Consider the following 18886-nt stretch of genomic DNA (forward strand, 5'->3'; position numbering starts at 1 on the left):
TGAAAACGTTTGCACAAGATGGAATTTTTTAAAAATTCTTTTTTTAACTAATGATAGGTTGAACGAATGATTCTATTTGTTGATCTTCGGCAAAACAGCTGTGCTCTCGGGTCCACAGGGTGTGGTCACGCAACTGACCCGTAAGAAACTCGTAGCGCCAGTTGCCAAGGGCTTGCGCAAAATGAACTTGAGATAGACGCACAAGTTCGTTCTGCACTTCCCCCTCGGAGTCTCCTTTTCCCCATATTTTCTAGGTAATAACAGCAAACTAGACACTCCCTTCTTACGCAACCAGTTGCTTAGCGCCGGCACGTCCACGGTCTGGGCAACTGAAGTGGTTTAAAAAAGTCGGTTTCTTCATTCCACTTATATAGTTTCAAATTGGGAGTAAATAAAAAAATAAGAGCAGCTCGCTCAGCCACTCCTATTCAAACTCATTTATTCAGTTTCCAATACCAATAATGCAGCTCCTAAAATACCCGCGTCGTTTTCGAAACGTGCTACTTCAATGTCCAGCGGATTTAGTAGCATCGGTTGGAGTTGCTGTTGCAGCGACTCCATCCAAAGATCTGCTGCTTCTGAAACACCCCCGCCAATAATGACCATTTCCATATCGAACGCTGCCTGTAAACTGCTAATAACAAGCGCTAAATCGCCGGTGAATTCTTCCACGACTTTCTTAGCTTTTGGATCGCTCTGTGCATGTTCAAAAAGCTCAGGGGGCGTGAATGTGAGGCCTGCCGTTTCGATTCGATTGCGCAGCGCTGTTCCGGACACGTACATTTCGCTACAGCCTAACCGACCGCAAGCACATTTTATGCCATTTGGATAAAGAATCATATGGCCAAATTCTGCCGCACCGCCATAAGGACCTCCGCTCAACAACTTGCCGTCCCATAAAACACCGCCACCAAGACCGGTACCAAGTGTTAAAACGACCACACGACTAAGTCCTTGCGCCGCACCAAACTTTGCTTCCGCAAGTGCGACCACATTGGCATCATTTTCTACTTCAACACGTTTACCCGTCGCTTTTTCCAGCCATTCTTTAACCGGCGTGTTCGACCAGCCTGGCAAAGTTTCTGCAGAATAGATGACTTTTCCTTGCTTCGGATCGACAAAACCGTGCGTGCCGACTCCAATTGCGCTGACATCAGGTTGATCAGCTAAAATGCGCAAAATGTTCTCCTCAAGATATGGATAAAGTGGAATCTGTGTCGGAATTTTCTCTTCGTATAAAATCTGACCGCTAGCATTAATGATACCTAGGTGGATTTTTGTGCCGCCAATGTCGACTCCTAATACGTTTTCCATAGTGCCTCCTCGTAGTGTTCGTTTTATTGTTTATAATAAACGATTGCTTCGTAAGGTTGAAGCAATCCTTTACTGTTATTCGGTGCGTAATTGCCAATCAGTATTTTTCCTTCTGGCAGTGTCACAGATTTCGGTTGGCTGGAAAAATTGCAGTACACCGTTAGTTTTTCATCGTTCCATGTGCGTGTATAGGCGAATACATCTGGATCCTCCCGGTGGAGTAATTCAAAATCGCCATGCGTAATGATGTCCATGTTCTTACGCAAACCAATTAGTTTTTTATAGTATTGGTAAATCGAATCTGAATCTTTATACTGCAAGGCATTGATGTCCTTGTAGTTCGGATTGACTTTTAACCACGGCGTGCCCGTTGTAAAGCCACCGTTCGGTTCGGCGGACCATTGCATCGGCGTACGCGCGTTGTCACGACCTTTCGCATAAATTTTCGTCATGATGTCGTCGTGCGAAACACCCGCTTCTCGTTTTTCTTGATACATGTTCACCGTCTCAATGTCTTGATAATCCTCAATCAAATCAAAACGTACATTGGTCATGCCGAGTTCCTCGCCTTGGTAAATATAAGGCGTGCCTTGCATAAAATGCAGACACGTAGCGAGCATTTTCGCGGACTCGACGCGCCAATCCTGATCATCTCCAAACCGCGACACAATACGTGGCTGATCGTGGTTGTTCCAGTATAGGCTATTCCAACCTTCGTTGTGTAAACCGTGTTGCCATTTTTCCAGATTCTCTTTTAAATCGATCAAATCGAGCGGCTTTAAATCCCATTTCTCCCCCGATGCTTGGTCGAGGTCCATATGCTCGAATGTGAAAATCATATTGAGTTCTTGATTTTGTGCGGCGGTATAGTCACGCGCTTCTTTTGGCGTTGTGCCTGGCGATTCTCCAACTGTAACAATATTGTATTGAGACAGCACGTGCTTGTTCATTTCTTTTAGGTAAGTATGGACGTTTGATCCGTTCATAAATTGACTACTGCCATCGCCATTTGGTGCGTCTTTCATATCCGGATTTTTTGAAATCATGTTAATAACGTCCATTCGGAAACCATCTACACCTTTATCTAACCACCAACGCATCATTTCGTAAACAGCGTTTCGCAGTTCTGGATTTTCCCAGTTCAGGTCTGGCTGCTTTTTGGAAAACAAGTGCAAGTAGTACTGATTGCGTTCTTTTTGATACTCCCACGTCGTTCCACCAAAAAACGAGCGCCAATTGGTTGGCTGATCGCGCCATATGTAAAAATTGGGATGGTCTTTAAACCACGCATGCTCATCAGACGTATGATTGACAACGAGATCCATAACCAATTTCATGTCACGCGCGTGTACTTTTTCAAGTAGCTCATCAAAATCTGCCATCGTGCCGAACTCGTTCATGATTTTGTAATAATCACGAATGTCATAGCCGTTATCGTCGTTCGGTGAATCATACACGGGTGATAGCCAAAGAATATCTACACCGAGTTCATGCAAGTAATCGAGTTTTTGGATAATGCCCCGAATATCCCCGATGCCATCGCCGTTTGAATCCATAAAACTTCGCGGATAAATTTGATACACAGTCGATTTTTTCCACCAGTCGGCCATAAAATCCCCTCTTTCTTGATAAAGTGAATACTATTCAACCATCATACATGAATCCGCTGTTTTGCCAACTACTTAATTTAACCTGTGATTTTATTGTATAATGAATAAGTTATCTAACTCTTCAAAATGTTAAAATTGCGAAAAGAGGTATTCAATGATCAATCAATTAAAAAAACTCTACCCTTCGCTTCAATTACTCGACCAAGACACGCTCGCTTCAGATTCAGCCTATACATGGTTTTCATGTCCTGATGGCGTGACTATCGGCATTCACGAAAGGGAACTTGCTCCAAGAGATTTGTCTTTACTCGCGACATTTTTGACGCCTTATAATCCAAAATTCCCGATGCTGACGGACGAAGAAAAAAAGTGGGCGGCTGCGGTTGATCCTGCGCTTTCCGATGACAGTAAGATGTTTCCATTAAATTCTTCCTATCGCTTTGTCCATTTTTCTATTCAAGAAAAACAAATTAGTCCTGCAGCGTTTAAACAAGCGGTTCAAGATTTTTATGCGCAGCACGTGCCGATTTTGTGGCAAAACGACCATCAAGGTGTTTTAGTCGAATACGTAACAAAAGAAGACGGACCGATTTCTTACGATGAAATTATCGATGTGTTGATGAGTGATTTGTATATCAACATCCACTTTTTTGTTGGACCACTTCGTGCAAGTTTGCAAGGAGCTGTCACTCACTACCGCGCAATGGTGGATGGTGCTAAAATCGTTAGCCTGTATTCGAAAAAAACCGTTATCAGTTATACCGATGCGATTCCGTATTTATTGCTCGATCAAACATCAGAACCATTCCGGAATGAAATAAAACAATCCGTTTTGCAAGTTTATCAAGGTGATGAAGAAACGATGAAAATGATTGAAGTATTTGTGCGAAATAACTTAAATATTTCAGAAACGGCTAAAGCCTTACATATGCATCGCAATAGTTTGCAATATCGTTTCGATCGTTTTTATGAAAATACCGGCATTGACGTGCGAAAATTCCGTGAGGCCATGGCAGTATATCTAGCGATTTTGATCCAAAAGTAAATGTGCACAAAAAATGATTTGATTTTTTAGGCAATTTTGATATTTATTCAAAATCGTCTTTCGGTTAAGCTGTTACCAATGACAAAGAGATTATTGGGGGAAACCAAATGACGGGCTTAACATTAGTTAATATCAAAAAAGAATACGAAAAAGGTGTAGTTTCGGTACAAGACTTTAACTTAGAAATTCGCGATAAAGAGTTTTTAGTACTAGTTGGACCTTCCGGTTGCGGGAAATCCACAACACTTCGTATGATCGCAGGGCTTGAGGATATTACAGATGGCGATTTGTTTATCGGCGACAAACGCGTAAACGACGTGTCACCAAAAGATCGTGACATCGCGATGGTTTTCCAAAACTACGCATTGTACCCGCATATGACCGTCTATGAAAATATGGCGTTTAGTTTGAAACTGCGCAAAATGAAAAAAGACGAAATCAAAGCACGCGTTGCCAATGCGTCTAAAATCTTGGGGCTGGATGATTATTTAAACCGTAAACCAAAAGCGCTATCGGGTGGACAACGTCAGCGTGTCGCTCTAGGACGTGCCATCGTTCGTGACGCGAAAGTTTTCTTGATGGATGAGCCTTTATCAAATTTAGATGCGAAATTACGTGTGCAAATGCGCGCAGAAATCCAAAAATTGCACCGTCGCTTGCAGACGACGACTGTTTATGTAACGCACGACCAAACAGAAGCGATGACGATGGCGACACGTTTAGTCGTTATGAAAGACGGCTTTATTCAGCAAGTGGGTACGCCAAAAGAAGTTTATGATTTGCCGGACAATATGTTCGTCGGTGGATTTATCGGCTCGCCGTCTATGAACTTCTTGCGCGGCAAATTAGTGGGCAGCCATTTCGTCATGGGCGACATTCACATTCTTATCCCTGACGGCAAACTGGCTGCCTTGAAAGACGGTGGCTATGACAACAAAGAACTTGTTCTTGGCATACGTCCTGAAGATATTCACGACGAGCCGCTCTTTTTAGAGCACTCCCCTCATACCAAACTGACAGCGTACATTGACGTTGCAGAATTGATGGGCGCAGAAATTATCCTTTACTCGAAAGTCGATAACCAAGATTTTGTTGCACGTGTCGATTCACGTTTTAATGTTGAAGCAGAATCGACGATCGACATGGCCTTCGATATGAATAAAGCGCACTTTTTCGATAGCGAATCAGAATTACGTATACGTTAATAAAAGCTGCTGAGAAATCCTCAGCAGCTTTTTCTTTTTACTGAATAAGTGATAAAGAGCACACTGCACCCCTACCAAAACCCCATCAAAAAAAGCTGCCTACATAAATGGCAGCTATGCATTAAAAGTTTTTGATTCCAGCGATGATTTGTTTTAAGGCATCAATGGATTTAAGTGGGTCGGTTTCACAATCCAACCGGTGATTGATGTCTGGCAAGAGCGTCGACTCTAAATTCGCGTTTGCTTTTAGCAACTCAAATGCACCCGGTGAGTAATAACGGTCTTTGTCGCCGATATAGCATAGCGCAGCATTTTTGCTGTTGACCATCGTGTTCAAAACTTGTTCTTGGTTTAGTAACGGCGTAACCCATACAGCTTTGGCTTCACTGAATTCAGGACGCAGCATTTCAGTTGCCATCGCAATCGTACCAAGTGATTTTCCGACCAAATAAAAGTCCTGATAGTTTCTGCCTTTGAGCACTTGACTAATCACCAAACGAACGTCATGAACGATCGCTTCGCTCAATTCTTTCATCGTGAATTCATCGTATGCTTTGTCTGTGTATTGATAATTGATACGCAGCACATCATAGTTTTCATTCAAGAAAATTTCTTCTGCGAAATGGAAAAGTGGACTTTTTGTCGTATATCCCGCACCTGGTAAAAAAATAGCCAATTTTTTTGTGTAATCCTCCGTTAGCATGACCGTGTAAGGAACCTCGATTCCTTTGTAGCCTATGACTTTGTTGTTGATTGCTTTCATAAATTCCACTCCTGTCTCTCTCTATTATAAAGAATATTCTATAAGTTTACTAAATATTTTCCAAATTAGCTATGATACAATCGATTTACTAAGATTCTTTAGAGGAGGTTAACGAATGAAGAGCGAAAAAGACAAAATGTTAGCTGGCGAAATGTACGACCCGCAAGATGCTGAACTGCGCCAGAACCGCATGAATGCTCGTAGACTTAGTCGATTGTTTAACGAAACGACAGAAATGGACGGTCAAGACCGGACCGCCTTATTGAAAAAGCTATTTGGTTCAACGGGTGACAACATCCATATTGAACCGAACATTCGCTGTGATTACGGATTCAATATGCACGTTGGTACTAATTTCTATGCTAATTTCGACTGTGTGTTTCTGGATGTTTGCGAAATTCGGATTGGCAATAACTGTATGATTTCACCGGGTGTTCATATTTACACAGCGACTCACCCACTTGAAGCAGCTTCTCGAACTTCTGGTGAAGAATTCGGCAAACCGGTTACCATTGGCCATAATGTCTGGATCGGTGGTCGCGCCATCATCAATCCGGGCATCACAATCGGCGACAATGCCACCATCGCGTCCGGCGCCGTCGTCACTCATGATGTGCCTGCCAATTCAGTCGTTGGTGGTAACCCTGCTAGAGTCATCAAGCAGATTGAGGAATAAAGAGCAATGCGCTTCAGCGTGTTGCTTTTTTACTTTCGATCACTAGACAATTATCATTAAGAAGAGAGAATTCTTTTCTGGGATTTTTCTCAAGACGCTGGGAGTTCATGTGAAACTGGCTATCCCTGTAAGAAGCTTGAATCTCCCGATATAAACTCTACTAGTCCTTGTATAAACCTCGATAGTCTCTGACAAAACTCCAAAACTTTAGGTAACGCGACACATTGCTTCATACCCAATAAAAAGTCCCACAAGCGACAACTTGCCACTTGTGGGACTCTTTTCATTTACAATTCGACTTCCATACCTGTTCCGTTTTCTTTGATTTTGCTGTAAACACCTTTGGCAACAGCTAGATCAAAATACGCGGCGCCGACACACTTGAAGAACGTGATTTCTGATTCTGCTTCCCGTCCTGCCGCTTCTCCGACAACCACTTGCCCTAGTTCCGCATGAAGTTGGTCGAATGACCACGCGCCTGTTTCAACGGTGTGAATTAGTTCGCCAGCTTCGTCTTTAACGCCTGGCAAGTCGTCAGCGACAATTTTATCAGCGCGCAAAATCGTCGTTTCATCGACTTCGCGCATGCTTGGCAAATACGAACCGACGCCGTTAATGTGCGTACCTGGTTTTAAATCAACGCCGTCAAACACCGGATCGGTTGAACGCGTTGCGCAGCAAATGATATCAGCTTGCTGAACTGCTGATGACACATTCGTTTCGACCGTATACGGAATATCAATACCGAATGCCGCAAGCCGTTCACCAAAACGCTGTGCTTTTTCTGGTGTGCGGTTTACTAAAATTATTTTTTCAATGGGTCTCACTGCTACTACGCCAAGCACTTGCTCGAACGCCATGCCGCCTGTACCGATTACGGTCAGTACGCGGCTTTCTTGTCGCGCCAGCAGATCCGTCGCAATGCCACTGAGTGCACCTGTGCGCAACCGCGTTAAATACGAAGCCGTCATCATCGCCACATGCTCGCCATTATCGCCGTCTGACAATAAAATAACACCTTGTGTCGTCGGCTTTCCTTGCGCTGGGTTTTCCGGGAATATCGTCACCACTTTCACGCTTGAAACTTTATTGACCATGTCCGCACTTGGCATATACAACGCGGACGCTTGTCGTTCTGGAAATCCAAGAACGGTGCGATGCGGGTTATTGATCTGGCCTCGTTCTTTTGCTTGAAGCATGGCCGTTACGTCACGGATCGCCTCACGCATTCCGTATTGTTGCTGAATCTGCTGTTCGTTGATGATAAGCATGAAGTCCCTCCTAAAAATATGCGCCTAAGCGCGACTTTCCTTTGCTACTAACGCTGCTGCTTTTGCTTGATTTTGTGTACCGCTTAAATCTTTTACTGCCCAAATGGACAACAATGAAATGACTGCTGTTAACATGATGTAAAGTGCCACCGGTACGTATGAGTTATCAAATGTTGCGAGCAAGAAAGTTGCGACTAAAGGCGCTGTTCCTCCTGCTAATGCTGCACCAATTTGGTAACCTAATGTAACGCCTGTATAACGTACTTTCGCATCGAAAATCTCAGAGAACATAGTGCCAAGAACCGCTGTGATTGGCGCCCAAATAACACCGAGCCCGATGATTGTTGCGACAATCAATAAAATAACAGAGCCTTGCTGCAACATCCAGAAATAGGGAAAAGCGAACAAGCCCATCGCTACTGCCCCCGTCACATACATTTTCTTACGTCCAACACGGTCAGATGACGCTCCCATAATCGGGATTAAAATCGTTGTGATAACCGTTGCAATCATAACTGCTGCGAGTGTAGCAGTTCTTGAAAACTCAAGATTTGTGGTTGCGTAAGATACGACGAACGTTCCGAAAATGTAAAAGGGTGCTGTTTCCACAACTTTTGCTCCAATGGCGATCAATACTTCGCGCCAGTGGTATTTCAACGTCTCAACAATCGGCAATTTCGGAATTTCTCCCGATGCTTGAACTGCTTTAAATTCTGGCGTTTCGTCGATTCCTTTACGAATCCACAAGCCAAACACCACAAGAAATGCACTTAAAATGAACGGTACGCGCCAGCCCCAACTCATAAACGCCGCTTCTGGCAATAACGTCATAATATACAAAGCCAACGTTCCCATCATCATTCCGATGGTTACGCCCATTTGCGGGATACTGCCAAAAAATCCGCGCTTTTCAGGTGGTGCATATTCGGTTGCCAGTAATAATGCTCCGCCCCATTCGCCGCCGATGCCAAGTCCTTGAATCAATCGTAATGTGATTAACAAAATTGGTGCTGCCACGCCAATTGCTTGATAGGTTGGCAATAAGCCCATGGCGAATGTCGCAAAGCCCATCATACTTAATGTGATGACCAATGTTTTTTTGCGGCCAATGCGGTCACCAATATGACTAAAGATGATGCCGCCAAATGGACGAATAAAAAATGATAATGCGAACGATGCATATGCGAGCATGAGTCCAACAGTTGGGTCTTCATTGACGAAAAAGATTTGATTGAAAACCAATGCTGCCATCGTGCCGTATAAAAAATAATCAAACCATTCAATCGAACTGCCGACAAGACTTGCGGTTAATACTTTGCGTGTTTGCTTTTTATCCATCTTATTTCCCCCTCGAAATAAATTGAAGTGACACTTTAATTACCCTTTCCAACAGTTTAGTCAGTTAGCAATATTCTGTCAATGCCCTATATAAATTTTATTTTCATTCGATGTACGTTATGATGAGAACAGAACATTTAGTAAAGTGAGGTTTCTACATGTCACATGGAACAATTGGGGTTACCTTAAAAAACCTTCGCAAAGAGCGAAACATGACGTTGAAAGAGCTAGCGGAGCAAACCGCTGTCTCCATTAGTTTCTTGTCGCAAGTCGAGCGTGGAAAATCGAGTGTGACACTGGAATCTTTGCGGAAAATAGCAGATGCTTTAAATGTCGATCCCAGTCTTTTTTTCGCAAATGAAACCGAAAAAACCGGTTGGGCGACGCGTCTTGAAGGATTTCATTACCAAGATTTGTCTCATGGTGTTCAAGCAACGAATTTAGTACCGATGCTCGTGACGATGAAGCCCGCTGAATCAGAAGGCAATCCATTTGCCCATAGCGGCTATGAATTTTTGTTTGTCGTGGAAGGCGTGCTGACCGTCGAAGTGGACGACGCACGCACCGAGTTAACTGAGCATCAATCGATCTTGTTTGATGCGCGCAAAAAGCATTACTGGTTCAACTTAACAGATCAAGATGTGCGATTTTTACTAGTATCATCCAAAACGAATTAAGGGGAATCCGTCTATGCATCCAATCAAAGATCCGCAAGTAGATGAATTTATCGACAGACTGGAAAATCCAGAACAAGAAATCGTCTCAGAGCTTCGCACATTGGTGTTCGAAGCCTACCCTGAAATGGATGAAGGCTTTAAATGGTCTAATCCCAGTTACGCGAAAGAAGGCCTCGTCTGCTATATGCAAACTGCCAAAGGCCACGTTAATTTCGGATTTTACCGCGGTGCCGAGCTTCGTGACGAATCCAATCTATTGCAAGGTGACGGCAATAAAATGCGCCATGTGCGACTAAACCGAACCGATGACATTCGAGCTGATGAGTTGAAGCTGCTGATTTGGGATGCAGTAGAGTTAAATAGGAGATGACAAAAGCGCAAAAATCATTGGGCTTATCCATTAAAAAACCGAGACAGAACTTCTGCCTCGGTTTTCTTATTTCGTCGCTTCAAAAGTGATGATAGCGTCTGCATTTTTTGGATAGTTGCCAAACTGATAGTCTGTTGTAATTGTAACGTCAGTAAAACCAATCGCTTCGAGAATCGCTGTGAATTCTTCAACCCCGTACCAACGCATAGGATAGCGTTCGAGCTCCGTCTCAACCAAGCGTCCCTCATGCCAGCGTTCATAGCGTCCTTGCGAGACGAAATGTTGTTGAATCCAGTCTACTTCGACCTTCTTACTTTCTACTGTCAACGTGTCGCCATTAGTAGCTTGCCACTTACGTGTGGAAGTTTTCTCGAGTTCAATGCCCGATGGCACATGTAGATCGACAATCAACCTGCCCCCTGTTTCTAAATGGCTGTAAAAATTCTGCAAAGCTTGCAGCGATTTTTCACGTTCATAGAGCAATAAGAACGTCCCTGTCGGTATAACAATTGCCGCATATTTTGCATCAATTGAAAACGACTCCATTTTTGCATTGAACAACTCCGGCGATAATCCACGTTCTTTGCAATTGGCACGACACACTTGCAGCATTTCTTCAGACACGTCAAAACCATCAACCTGAAATCCATTTTCCAACAACGGCACAAGCATGCGTCCTGTACCAACTGCCGGTTCTAGTATGCGGCCTTTACATGAAGCGAGCCGCTCTAAGTAATACTCAATGTCTCCAAACGAACTGCCGATTGGCTTATCGAGATCGTAAACTTCCGCTGACAAACTGCTGTAATACCCTAACACCGCTTCACCCCATCTGCATTATGAAATCATGATTAAGTTAACGATAACTGCAACCATATTCGGCACAGCAATCATAACTGCATTTTTCATTTTCGTTACGCGCTGTTGTTTTTCTCGACGTTTTTCAGAACTTGTTGTTCTTGTTGATTTATTTTTGCCAGCTCCTAGCGCCAAGACGCCCCAAATCAACGCAATGCCGGCAGCGATGCCGCTAATAATCGAAACTAGTGACCAATCCATCGTTGCATAAGCAACCAGCACGCCAACCAAGGCAATGACTGTTCCAATTAAAAAGTATTTCATTATGTTCTCTCCTTCAGATGCTGTGTTTGACTTACACTCACCTACACATTGATTTTATCAAATGTCACACGATAGAGGTAGTCGGAGCGCGGAAAATTTGTTTTCAGTCTGTGAGTTTGCTGACGCATGAGTTGCGACATGCGCGTTCTGATTCTTTACACGTACTTTTGAACCTGTTAGACGTATTTTTCTACTTTCTACACGCATCACGATTTCTACATGAACTTTTATGCTTGTTACATGAGCCAGCTGTTTCTACACAAAAATCCTGTCCACGAAAACAGACAGCTCTTGTTGATTTTATAATTTTCGGTAACGCTTTAAAGCAAAAATGTTCAGGAAGATGAAAACTACCGCAAAGACAGCGAGCGCCAGCAGGTTACTAGCCACATCAGCCAATCCTTCACCTCTGTACATAATGGCTTTTAACGCATCAGCCGCGTAATACAAAGGCATGATGCGACTGAGATTTTGCAGCCAATCAGCCATTCCTTCCAGTGGAATAATACCCGCAAAGAAGATTTGTGGAATGACGACAATCGGAATAAACTGAACCATTTGAAATTCCGACGACGCGAAAGTCGACAGCAAAATGCCGAGCGTCAGCGCCACTAAAGCGAGTAGCAAGTTAACAACAATCACGTGCCACACCTGACCGACCATGACCATATCCAATACTTGTATAGAGTAAAACACCACAATGATCGTCTGGATTACAGCAAAAATACCAAAGCCCGTTAAGTACGCCAGAACAATTTCCCAGCGGCGAATCGGTGTCGCCAGTAACCGTTCCAAAGTTCCCGATACTCGTTCTTTCAACAAACCGATGCCAGAAATCAAAAAGACGAAAAAGAAAACGAAAAAGCCAACAAGTAGTGGACCCAGTACATCAAAAAACGCCGTTCCCGCGTCTCCGTAAATATATTCTGTGGCAATACGAGTAGGAGTACTGTTTCCAGCTTGCATCGATGCCACTTGCGTAATCCGCATTAGCAGTATCCGAGACGTAGTTGGATTATTATTTTCTAGAACCACCTGAAAATGGCCTTCTGTTATTTTTAGCAGTCCAGCTAATTCATCGGTAATAATGGTTTGATTGTCAGCAGTGTCGTAAGAAATCGCCTCAATCGACACCTCTTCCATTGCTGCAATCAAAGATTCATTTCCTCCGACAACAGCAAGTTTCGGATTTTGAGAGTCTCCGTTAAAGAAAAAGTACATCAAGGTCAGAACAATTAGAGGCGCAAAAAATAACAATGCCATTGTTCTTTTGTCACGTAGCAGCTGCAACATAATCCGTTTGATCAATGCCAAAGTTCTCATCGTGCAGCCCTCCCTGCTTGCAAAAAGACCTCTTCTAAATTTGCCGCACCATAAGCCTCTTTCAATTCGCCCGGTGTTCCACTGACCAGAATTCCGCCTTCACGAACCATCGCAATACGGTCGCATTTTTCTGCTTCGTCCATGACATGCGTCGTTACGATGATGGTCTTGCCTTGCTCGCTTTTCAATAACATCAATTCGCGCCAAATCGATAAGCGAAGTTCCGGATCGATGCCGACGGTTGGCTCATCTAAAATCAAAATTTGCGGATCGTGAACTAAGGCAATTGCCAAAGACAATCGCCGCTTCATGCCACCTGAATAAGCTGACACCTTCTTACTCAATTCGTCAGTCAGTTGAACTAAATCTGCTGCATAAGCAATTCGTTCTTTCAATACTGCTTTTTTCATGGTGTACAGCGAAGCGAAAAAAGCCAAATTTTCTTTGCCCGTCAATTCTGGATATAAGGCATCCGATTGTGCCATATAACCAATGTTCTCGAGCAAGGTCAAATTGGGTATCTGTTTTCCGAGTACTTCTACTGTTCCACTGCTAGCCGATTCGATCCCAACAATCAGCTTGACCAAAGTCGTTTTACCTGACCCGGATGGTCCAATCAAACCAAAAATTTCACCACGTGCAACTGTTAAATCTACGTTTTTTAATACCGTCGTCTTCTTGTATATTTTGCTGAGCTTACTGATGGAGATACTCGTGTCCATGGACATTTCCTCCAATCGATTAAAAGCTTCGTGTTACTTTGTATTGTACGCTCATTTCATAAAAAACAAAGTAGCATTTCTGCTACTTTGTTGAAGTTCCGTTATGCGCGTCTGAAAGCATGCCATATACGACGTGGTCGACATAATGATCGTATAACCATTCGGCTTGGCGAATGGTACCTTCTTGTGTATAACCCAGTCGTTCCGGAATGCTGCGGCTCTTATGGTTTTCAGCAGCTACGCGAATTTCGACTTTGTTGAGCTTGAGTTCGGTCAGTGCATAGTCAGTTAATGCTTTAGCGACACGCGTCATGATGCCGTTGCCTTGATATTCTTGTCCGAGCCAGTAGCCAATATAAGCGGTTTTATTGGCATGATTGATGTTGTTGAAGCCGCCAATGCCGACGATTTCCCCTTTGTAAATAATGACGGCCCCCAAGCTTTTTCCTTCAACAAAATTACGGCTGCCGGATTTAATAAAGTCTTTCGTGTCTTGCAACTCGGTTGTAAAATCGAGCCAAGGTAGCCATTCTCTTAAATAATCTCTTGATGCATCAGTCAATGCAAAAATCCGTTCTGCATCACGTAGTTCTTGAAGCTTCAGTGATAGTTCTTCATCGATTTTGTGGACAAACATGAAAATCCCTCCTTTTTCTCTATCGTCATATCGTAACATAATTATCAGAATTTTCCATCCAAAATATTTTACTTTAGTGATTTTTCAAATGCGCTAATACTTGCTGGCCGAAACGTGTAAAATGGACATTATACTAAATGCGTAGATTGATTTCGAGGAGGAGCGTGAAAAGCATGGAAGCTGATGTGAATTCCGTAAATCTCGTAATTCCGCTATACCTGTGGATGCTGCTATTCTTAGTGTTTTTGGTGATGGCGTTTATTGGGCTAATTGTTTACACGAGCCGTAAAATTCTGCCTCCGCACGGTAAACAAGTAAAATTTCTGGAACAACAGTATGAAAATGGAGACATGAATGAAGAAGAATTTCAGCACCGCATCAAGCAGTTGAAAAACCGCTCGACTAGACGCTAGAAAGCTTACTATGGAAGGGATGTTGAAGACAATGGGAGAATTTTTCACAGCTGGTAATCCAGTACTTGGTATTAGCATTGCTGTTGGATTTGTGGTTTTGTTAACTGCAATTGGAACAGCGCTTTGGTTTGCGCTAATCAAAGCACGCACAAAAGCAGCTAGTACCGAACCAAATGAAACAACTAAAGCAGCCGACTTGTTGCGACAGAGCTATGTTAACGGTGACATAACGAAAGAGCAATACGATGAGCAATTGCGGAACTTGCAAAATCCAACCAAGAACTGAATGTGCAGTTTTTGTGGAGTTTCTCTCTTTCTGTTTAATTGACAATTAAAAGGGAAAGTGAGTAAGAGAAACAACAAACTGAAACTGGAGGTTTTATTGATGGCACATGAACAACATGCAGAACTGATCCAGACCTTGCACGATTGCGCAGCGGCGTGCAACCATTGTTTTGATGCGTGCTTACAAGAAGATGACGTAAAAATGATGGCGGGATGTATTCGTCTAGACCGAGAATGTGCGGATATGTGTGCATATCTAGAGCATGCGATTACTCGCAATTCGCCATTTGTGGCAGAACTTGCACAAGCGTGCGCAACAATTTGTGAAGCATGCGCAGCAGAATGTTCGAAACACGAACATGATCACTGCCAGAAATGTGCAGAAGCGTGTGCAAAATGCGCAGAAGCCTGTAAAAATGTAGCCTAATTTCTTCATTTAAAGCCCGGTGGCTAGTATGATTTCTAGCCACTGGGCTTTTGTGTTGGCAGGAATGATTATCTTTCGCCATAATGAAGAAAAAGGAGTGGATCTGGATGGCACGAACGGTATTAGTAGTAGGAGCTGGTATTGGCGGATTAACGGCTGGTTCGCTACTCGCAAAAGTAGGTTGGCCGGTAACGCTGTTGGAAGCTTCTTCTGAACTTGGCGGCTGCGCTAGCAAATTCAAACGCAATCACTATTTATTCCCTGTCGGTGCAACGCTCGGCATGGGGCTTGAATCCGGTGGTATCCACGACCGTGTTTTTCGCTACCTCGGCAAACCGCTGACGATTGAGCCGCTGGAACGTGTGATGGAAATGGTCCATCCCGAAGCGACTTTTGTTTTTCATAAAAATCGCGTGCGCCACGTCGATGAAGTCGCAGCGCACTTTCCTCAACATAACGACCAAATCCACGCATTCTACAAAGAAATTTTTCATACTGCGACCATCGTTCGTACCTTGATGGACCCGCTCCCAGTGTTGCCTCCCACAACAGTTAAAGAATGGGCGTTTTTGACAACATCTATGCGTCCAAAACACCTAAAGCTATTGCCTTTTTTCAATCAAACCTTGGATCAGCGGCTAAAAAAACATGGACTTGCTGACTTAAAAGAATTTCGCCAAATGCTTGATGGGTTGTTAATTGATAGCATGCAAACCGGTAGTGAAAATGTGGCGTATTTATTGGCTGCGGTGGCACTCGATATTTATCACGAAGGTGCATACTACGTTCCTGGTGGCTTGTATCGTTTTGCTGAATTAATGGGCGACAGCCTGAAAGACAACGGCGGTGTACTCAAAAAACGCCGTACCCTTGAAAAGTTGGAACGACAAGGCGAACAATGGATTGCGACTGATCATCGTGGCAATGTCTACGAAGCAACCGACGTTATCCTCAATGTACCGATTCAGCAATTGCCCCAAATTTTGGCACCCGAGTTGGTAGCAAAATTGAAATTTCCGCTACGCGATGGCATTGCGGGTGAAACGTGGACGACGATGACGCTGTATTTAGCAATCGATTCGACAAAACTTCAAGAGGCCTTACCACCGTTCCGTCAAATTTCTACGGGGGATGGGCTTGACGCAGGTGGTCATTTTTTCATGTCTTCTTCTGTTCCCGGTGACGAATTACGTGCGCCCGAAGGCTTTCAGACCGTGACGATTTCTACACATTCGCGCATTGAGGACTGGAACACACAAGAAAAATACGAGTCGAGTCGAACGGTTTTGACAGAGCGTATGCTGCAAGCCATTGAGAAGCTTATTCCAGAATTCCGCGCTTCTATTGTTCATATGGAAAGTGGTGCACCAAAAGCCTGGGAACGGTTTGCAGGTCGGACCAATGGGTTAGTCGGGGGATTTCCTCAAACTTTGGATGCAGCTTTGTTTCATTCGATTTCGCATCGTTCTGGATTGCCGAATCTGTATGTCTGCGGCGATCACATTTTTCCAGGCGGTGGAACAATCGGCGCAGCGGCTAGCGGCATTCACGCTGCACGCTCGGTTTCTGGCAAACGCTTGCTATAAAAAAAATGCCTGCAGAAAACTCTGCAGGCATTTTCTAATTGATCCATTTATAACCGATTCCCCACACCGTCTGGAAGTGTTCGTCCACAGGAAAGCCAGCTTGGCGCACTTTTTCACGGACGTTGCGAACATGTGAATCGACCGTCCGTCCTTCTGTTTCTGAGTCGAAGCCCCAAACCAATTCCAAAAGACGGTCACGTTCGAATACTTTGTTTGGATTTTTCATTAACAGTCCCAGCATTGAAAACTCTTTCGGCGTCAGACGGATCAGTTGGTGATTATAGCTCAACTCGAAACGATCTTCTTCCCATACCAATCCTTTTAACTCGATTCGTTTTGCAGGAATCGTTCGGCGCAGTAAAGCTTCCATACGTGCTAGCAATTCTTCTTCACCGAAAGGTTTGGTCATGTAATCGTCCGCACCAAGGCGCAGTCCTTTCACAATATCTTCTTGTTGTTCGCGCGCTGTCAGCATAATGATTGGTACATTAGAAAATTCACGAATATTTCGACAGACTTCAAAGCCATCCATATCAGGCATCATGATGTCTAACAGTACCAAATCGAACACCTGGCTTTCCAGTAAATCCAGCGCCTGCTTGCCGCTATCCGCTTTTGAGCAAATATAATCATGTGGCTTCAAGTACAGCGCCACTAAATCAAGCATCCGTTTTTCATCGTCTATTAACAATACTTTATGAATGGTCCACACCCCTTTTCAATTGGACAGTAACAGCTGTACCTTCTCCAAATTGACTGTCCATCCAAATTTGTCCACCATGCGATTCCACAATTTCTTTGGCAATTGCTAGTCCAAGTCCCGATCCGCCACGTTCACGCGATCTCGATTTTTCCACACGGTATAACCGATCAAAAACAAACGGCAATTCTTCTTCAGGTATTCCCTGACCTTCATCGGTAATGCAAATAGTGATATCCCCTGCTTCTTGCCTGCATTCTATTGTTACGCGTCCTCCGGCGAAAGAATGTTTGCGAGCATTGTCTAAAATGTTCAACAGTACTTGTTGAATGCGTTCCGGGTCAATTGATGCCGGAACATCTTCCTCGCAGTTGACTGACAGTTCGATTTCTTGGTCATCAAATGCAGGCTTAACCAACACTGCGACCGAGGTCAATAATTCCACAATGGAAACGTCTTGTTTTTGAATCGTGAATTGATTGCGGTCGAGCTTCGCCAGTTCAAACAAATTTCCGACCAACACGGTCAAATGAGCGGCTTCTTCACGGATGATGCCCATGTATTCCTCACGTTCACGTTCTGTCGTATCTGACCGGTCCAGAATATCAGCATAGCCTTTGATATAAGTCAGTGGCGTTCGCAGTTCATGTGAAATACTCGATAGGAATTCATTGCGGGCATTTTTCAATCGATCAAGATCGGTCGATAATTTGGTGATGGCATTTGCTAATTCGCCAAGCTCATCGTTTCGATCACTCGTCAAATTCACTTGATTGTCTCCTTGACTCAATTGCTCAGTCGCTTCTTTCATGCGGATTAGCGGCAGTGTAATGATCCGCGACAACAGCAAAATTGTAACAATCGTTAAGAAAACTGTAATAATCCCGACTAATAAAAATTGGTTTTTCAAATGATCGACAATGCGCTTGATATCTTTAGTAGGTGCGAACATAAAGACATGACCCGCATGCTCGTCGTGAATCGTAATTGGACTGTCTGTTGCGATATAGCGCTTTTTTTGCCAATCTTTTTCAACTATTTTACCGTAAATTGGCATTTCTGCAAAATCAGTATGTTTTAATACTGTTAGCATCTCTGGTTCTAGGTCATCCGAATTGACTAAAATTTCGCCCGTTTCGTCAGTAATGACCGCAATAAAGTCAGTTGCTGCTTCCATCATGCCTACGTGTTCTAGCGTCATTTCTTCAAAACTGTCTTCTAATACTTCACTATGTGTGTCACCACGCGCTAATAGATTTTCCATCACTTCTTCAACGCGTTCATCAACTAACGTAAAATACAGCGTTGAAAACAAAAATGCTTCAATAATTAAAATAAAAACAAAAAACAACAACCCGATTTTCAACGATAATTTATTGAACATAGCAACCTCCATCGTTAT

General features: G+C 43.6%; 21 protein-coding genes. 9 read left to right on the forward strand and 12 right to left on the reverse strand.

The window, feature by feature from the left end:
- Positions 1 to 438: 438 nt before the first annotated feature.
- Entirely contained in the window at positions 439 to 1314 is an 876-nt protein-coding gene (locus tag FQ085_RS15260; protein WP_071153970.1) for an ROK family protein, read from the reverse strand.
- Positions 1315 to 1337: 23 nt separating this feature from the next.
- The gene (locus tag FQ085_RS15265) at positions 1338 to 2924 is read right to left on the reverse strand and encodes a glycoside hydrolase family 13 protein (RefSeq protein ID WP_149457060.1); all 1587 of its coding nucleotides are present in this window, start codon (positions 2922 to 2924) and stop codon (positions 1338 to 1340) included.
- Positions 2925 to 3078: 154 nt separating this feature from the next.
- Between FQ085_RS15265 and FQ085_RS15270 the strand changes: the two genes are divergently transcribed.
- Positions 3079 to 3969, forward strand: coding sequence for a PucR family transcriptional regulator (locus FQ085_RS15270; protein ID WP_149457061.1), 891 nt, complete (start codon positions 3079 to 3081; stop codon positions 3967 to 3969).
- Positions 3970 to 4076: 107 nt separating this feature from the next.
- Complete coding sequence (locus FQ085_RS15275) at positions 4077 to 5174, forward strand: ABC transporter ATP-binding protein (RefSeq protein WP_149457062.1); 1098 nt, start codon at positions 4077 to 4079, stop codon at positions 5172 to 5174.
- A gap of 121 nt (positions 5175 to 5295) precedes the next feature.
- Here the strand turns inward: FQ085_RS15275 and FQ085_RS15280 are convergent, their stop codons facing one another.
- Positions 5296 to 5937, reverse strand: coding sequence for an alpha/beta family hydrolase (locus FQ085_RS15280; RefSeq protein WP_071153973.1), 642 nt, complete (start codon positions 5935 to 5937; stop codon positions 5296 to 5298).
- 115 nt (positions 5938 to 6052) lie between these two features.
- Here FQ085_RS15280 and FQ085_RS15285 point away from each other — a divergent pair, with 115 nt between their 5' ends.
- Entirely contained in the window at positions 6053 to 6613 is a 561-nt protein-coding gene (locus FQ085_RS15285; RefSeq protein ID WP_149457063.1) for a sugar O-acetyltransferase, read from the forward strand.
- A gap of 287 nt (positions 6614 to 6900) precedes the next feature.
- Here the strand turns inward: FQ085_RS15285 and FQ085_RS15290 are convergent, their stop codons facing one another.
- Positions 6901 to 7884, reverse strand: a complete 984-nt coding sequence (locus FQ085_RS15290; RefSeq protein ID WP_149457064.1) for an ornithine cyclodeaminase family protein — start codon at positions 7882 to 7884, stop codon at positions 6901 to 6903.
- Between the two features lie 24 nt (positions 7885 to 7908).
- Entirely contained in the window at positions 7909 to 9222 is a 1314-nt protein-coding gene (locus tag FQ085_RS15295; RefSeq protein ID WP_149457065.1) for an MFS transporter, read from the reverse strand.
- A 158-nt stretch (positions 9223 to 9380) separates the two neighbouring features.
- On the opposite strand from FQ085_RS15295, the gene FQ085_RS15300 reads away from it, so the two are divergent.
- Together FQ085_RS15300 and FQ085_RS15305 are read left to right on the forward strand one after the other, a co-directional pair.
- Positions 9381 to 9899 carry a helix-turn-helix domain-containing protein gene (locus FQ085_RS15300; RefSeq protein WP_058386302.1) on the forward strand — a complete coding sequence of 173 codons (519 nt, stop codon included), beginning with the start codon at positions 9381 to 9383 and terminating at the stop codon, positions 9897 to 9899.
- Between the two features lie 13 nt (positions 9900 to 9912).
- The gene (locus FQ085_RS15305) at positions 9913 to 10269 is read left to right on the forward strand and encodes a DUF1801 domain-containing protein (RefSeq protein WP_149457066.1); all 357 of its coding nucleotides are present in this window, start codon (positions 9913 to 9915) and stop codon (positions 10267 to 10269) included.
- A 66-nt stretch (positions 10270 to 10335) separates the two neighbouring features.
- Here the strand turns inward: FQ085_RS15305 and FQ085_RS15310 are convergent, their stop codons facing one another.
- The 5 genes from FQ085_RS15310 to FQ085_RS15330 form a co-directional block, all read right to left on the reverse strand.
- On the reverse strand, positions 10336 to 11088 hold the full coding sequence (locus tag FQ085_RS15310; protein ID WP_058386304.1) for a class I SAM-dependent methyltransferase: 753 nt from the start codon (positions 11086 to 11088) through the stop codon (positions 10336 to 10338).
- A gap of 18 nt (positions 11089 to 11106) precedes the next feature.
- Positions 11107 to 11391 (reverse strand): DUF5316 domain-containing protein, encoded by a 285-nt coding sequence (locus FQ085_RS15315; protein ID WP_058386305.1) that lies wholly within the window; start codon positions 11389 to 11391, stop codon positions 11107 to 11109.
- Positions 11392 to 11691: 300 nt separating this feature from the next.
- Positions 11692 to 12714, reverse strand: coding sequence for an ABC transporter permease (locus tag FQ085_RS15320; RefSeq protein ID WP_149457067.1), 1023 nt, complete (start codon positions 12712 to 12714; stop codon positions 11692 to 11694).
- Complete coding sequence (locus FQ085_RS15325) at positions 12711 to 13436, reverse strand: ABC transporter ATP-binding protein (RefSeq protein ID WP_058386307.1); 726 nt, start codon at positions 13434 to 13436, stop codon at positions 12711 to 12713. The genes FQ085_RS15320 and FQ085_RS15325 overlap by 4 nt, the downstream gene beginning before the upstream one ends.
- Positions 13437 to 13518: 82 nt before the next feature.
- Positions 13519 to 14073, reverse strand: a complete 555-nt coding sequence (locus tag FQ085_RS15330) for a GNAT family N-acetyltransferase (protein WP_058386308.1) — start codon at positions 14071 to 14073, stop codon at positions 13519 to 13521.
- A 173-nt stretch (positions 14074 to 14246) separates the two neighbouring features.
- On the opposite strand from FQ085_RS15330, the gene FQ085_RS15335 reads away from it, so the two are divergent.
- From FQ085_RS15335 to FQ085_RS15350, 4 genes are all read left to right on the forward strand, one after another.
- Positions 14247 to 14486: a solute carrier organic anion transporter gene (locus FQ085_RS15335; RefSeq protein WP_149457068.1), complete on the forward strand. Its 240-nt coding sequence runs from the start codon at positions 14247 to 14249 to the stop codon at positions 14484 to 14486.
- 31 nt (positions 14487 to 14517) lie between these two features.
- Complete coding sequence (locus FQ085_RS15340) at positions 14518 to 14772, forward strand: SHOCT domain-containing protein (RefSeq protein ID WP_058386963.1); 255 nt, start codon at positions 14518 to 14520, stop codon at positions 14770 to 14772.
- 99 nt (positions 14773 to 14871) lie between these two features.
- Complete coding sequence (locus FQ085_RS15345; RefSeq protein WP_149457069.1) at positions 14872 to 15198, forward strand: four-helix bundle copper-binding protein; 327 nt, start codon at positions 14872 to 14874, stop codon at positions 15196 to 15198.
- 107 nt (positions 15199 to 15305) lie between these two features.
- Positions 15306 to 16784 (forward strand): phytoene desaturase family protein, encoded by a 1479-nt coding sequence (locus FQ085_RS15350; RefSeq protein WP_149457070.1) that lies wholly within the window; start codon positions 15306 to 15308, stop codon positions 16782 to 16784.
- 34 nt (positions 16785 to 16818) lie between these two features.
- On the opposite strand, the gene FQ085_RS15355 is transcribed toward FQ085_RS15350, so the two are convergent.
- Positions 16819 to 17487, reverse strand: coding sequence for a response regulator transcription factor (locus tag FQ085_RS15355; RefSeq protein ID WP_188074766.1), 669 nt, complete (start codon positions 17485 to 17487; stop codon positions 16819 to 16821).
- Positions 17480 to 18868, reverse strand: coding sequence for a sensor histidine kinase (locus FQ085_RS15360; protein ID WP_149457071.1), 1389 nt, complete (start codon positions 18866 to 18868; stop codon positions 17480 to 17482). The genes FQ085_RS15355 and FQ085_RS15360 overlap by 8 nt, the downstream gene beginning before the upstream one ends.
- Between the last annotated feature and the right edge of the window lie 18 nt (positions 18869 to 18886).

The organism is Planococcus sp. ANT_H30, from assembly GCF_008369335.1.
Taxonomy (GTDB): Bacteria; Bacillota; Bacilli; order Bacillales_A; family Planococcaceae; genus Planococcus; species Planococcus kocurii.

What these genes read in the sequence shown, in the direction of transcription:
- FQ085_RS15260 (WP_071153970.1), bottom strand. Translation starts at nt 1,314, where the DNA reads ATGGAAAACGTATTAGGAGTCGACATTGGCGGCACAAAAATCCACCTA.
- FQ085_RS15265 (WP_149457060.1), bottom strand. Translation starts at nt 2,924, where the DNA reads ATGGCCGACTGGTGGAAAAAATCGACTGTGTATCAAATTTATCCGCGA.
- FQ085_RS15270 (WP_149457061.1), top strand. Translation starts at nt 3,079, where the DNA reads ATGATCAATCAATTAAAAAAACTCTACCCTTCGCTTCAATTACTCGAC.
- FQ085_RS15275 (WP_149457062.1), top strand. Translation starts at nt 4,077, where the DNA reads ATGACGGGCTTAACATTAGTTAATATCAAAAAAGAATACGAAAAAGGT.
- FQ085_RS15280 (WP_071153973.1), bottom strand. Translation starts at nt 5,937, where the DNA reads ATGAAAGCAATCAACAACAAAGTCATAGGCTACAAAGGAATCGAGGTT.
- FQ085_RS15285 (WP_149457063.1), top strand. Translation starts at nt 6,053, where the DNA reads ATGAAGAGCGAAAAAGACAAAATGTTAGCTGGCGAAATGTACGACCCG.
- FQ085_RS15290 (WP_149457064.1), bottom strand. Translation starts at nt 7,884, where the DNA reads ATGCTTATCATCAACGAACAGCAGATTCAGCAACAATACGGAATGCGT.
- FQ085_RS15295 (WP_149457065.1), bottom strand. Translation starts at nt 9,222, where the DNA reads ATGGATAAAAAGCAAACACGCAAAGTATTAACCGCAAGTCTTGTCGGC.
- FQ085_RS15300 (WP_058386302.1), top strand. Translation starts at nt 9,381, where the DNA reads ATGTCACATGGAACAATTGGGGTTACCTTAAAAAACCTTCGCAAAGAG.
- FQ085_RS15305 (WP_149457066.1), top strand. Translation starts at nt 9,913, where the DNA reads ATGCATCCAATCAAAGATCCGCAAGTAGATGAATTTATCGACAGACTG.
- FQ085_RS15315 (WP_058386305.1), bottom strand. Translation starts at nt 11,391, where the DNA reads ATGAAATACTTTTTAATTGGAACAGTCATTGCCTTGGTTGGCGTGCTG.
- FQ085_RS15320 (WP_149457067.1), bottom strand. Translation starts at nt 12,714, where the DNA reads ATGAGAACTTTGGCATTGATCAAACGGATTATGTTGCAGCTGCTACGT.
- FQ085_RS15325 (WP_058386307.1), bottom strand. Translation starts at nt 13,436, where the DNA reads ATGGACACGAGTATCTCCATCAGTAAGCTCAGCAAAATATACAAGAAG.
- FQ085_RS15330 (WP_058386308.1), bottom strand. Translation starts at nt 14,073, where the DNA reads ATGTTTGTCCACAAAATCGATGAAGAACTATCACTGAAGCTTCAAGAA.
- FQ085_RS15335 (WP_149457068.1), top strand. Translation starts at nt 14,247, where the DNA reads ATGGAAGCTGATGTGAATTCCGTAAATCTCGTAATTCCGCTATACCTG.
- FQ085_RS15340 (WP_058386963.1), top strand. Translation starts at nt 14,518, where the DNA reads ATGGGAGAATTTTTCACAGCTGGTAATCCAGTACTTGGTATTAGCATT.
- FQ085_RS15345 (WP_149457069.1), top strand. Translation starts at nt 14,872, where the DNA reads ATGGCACATGAACAACATGCAGAACTGATCCAGACCTTGCACGATTGC.
- FQ085_RS15350 (WP_149457070.1), top strand. Translation starts at nt 15,306, where the DNA reads ATGGCACGAACGGTATTAGTAGTAGGAGCTGGTATTGGCGGATTAACG.
- FQ085_RS15360 (WP_149457071.1), bottom strand. Translation starts at nt 18,868, where the DNA reads ATGTTCAATAAATTATCGTTGAAAATCGGGTTGTTGTTTTTTGTTTTT.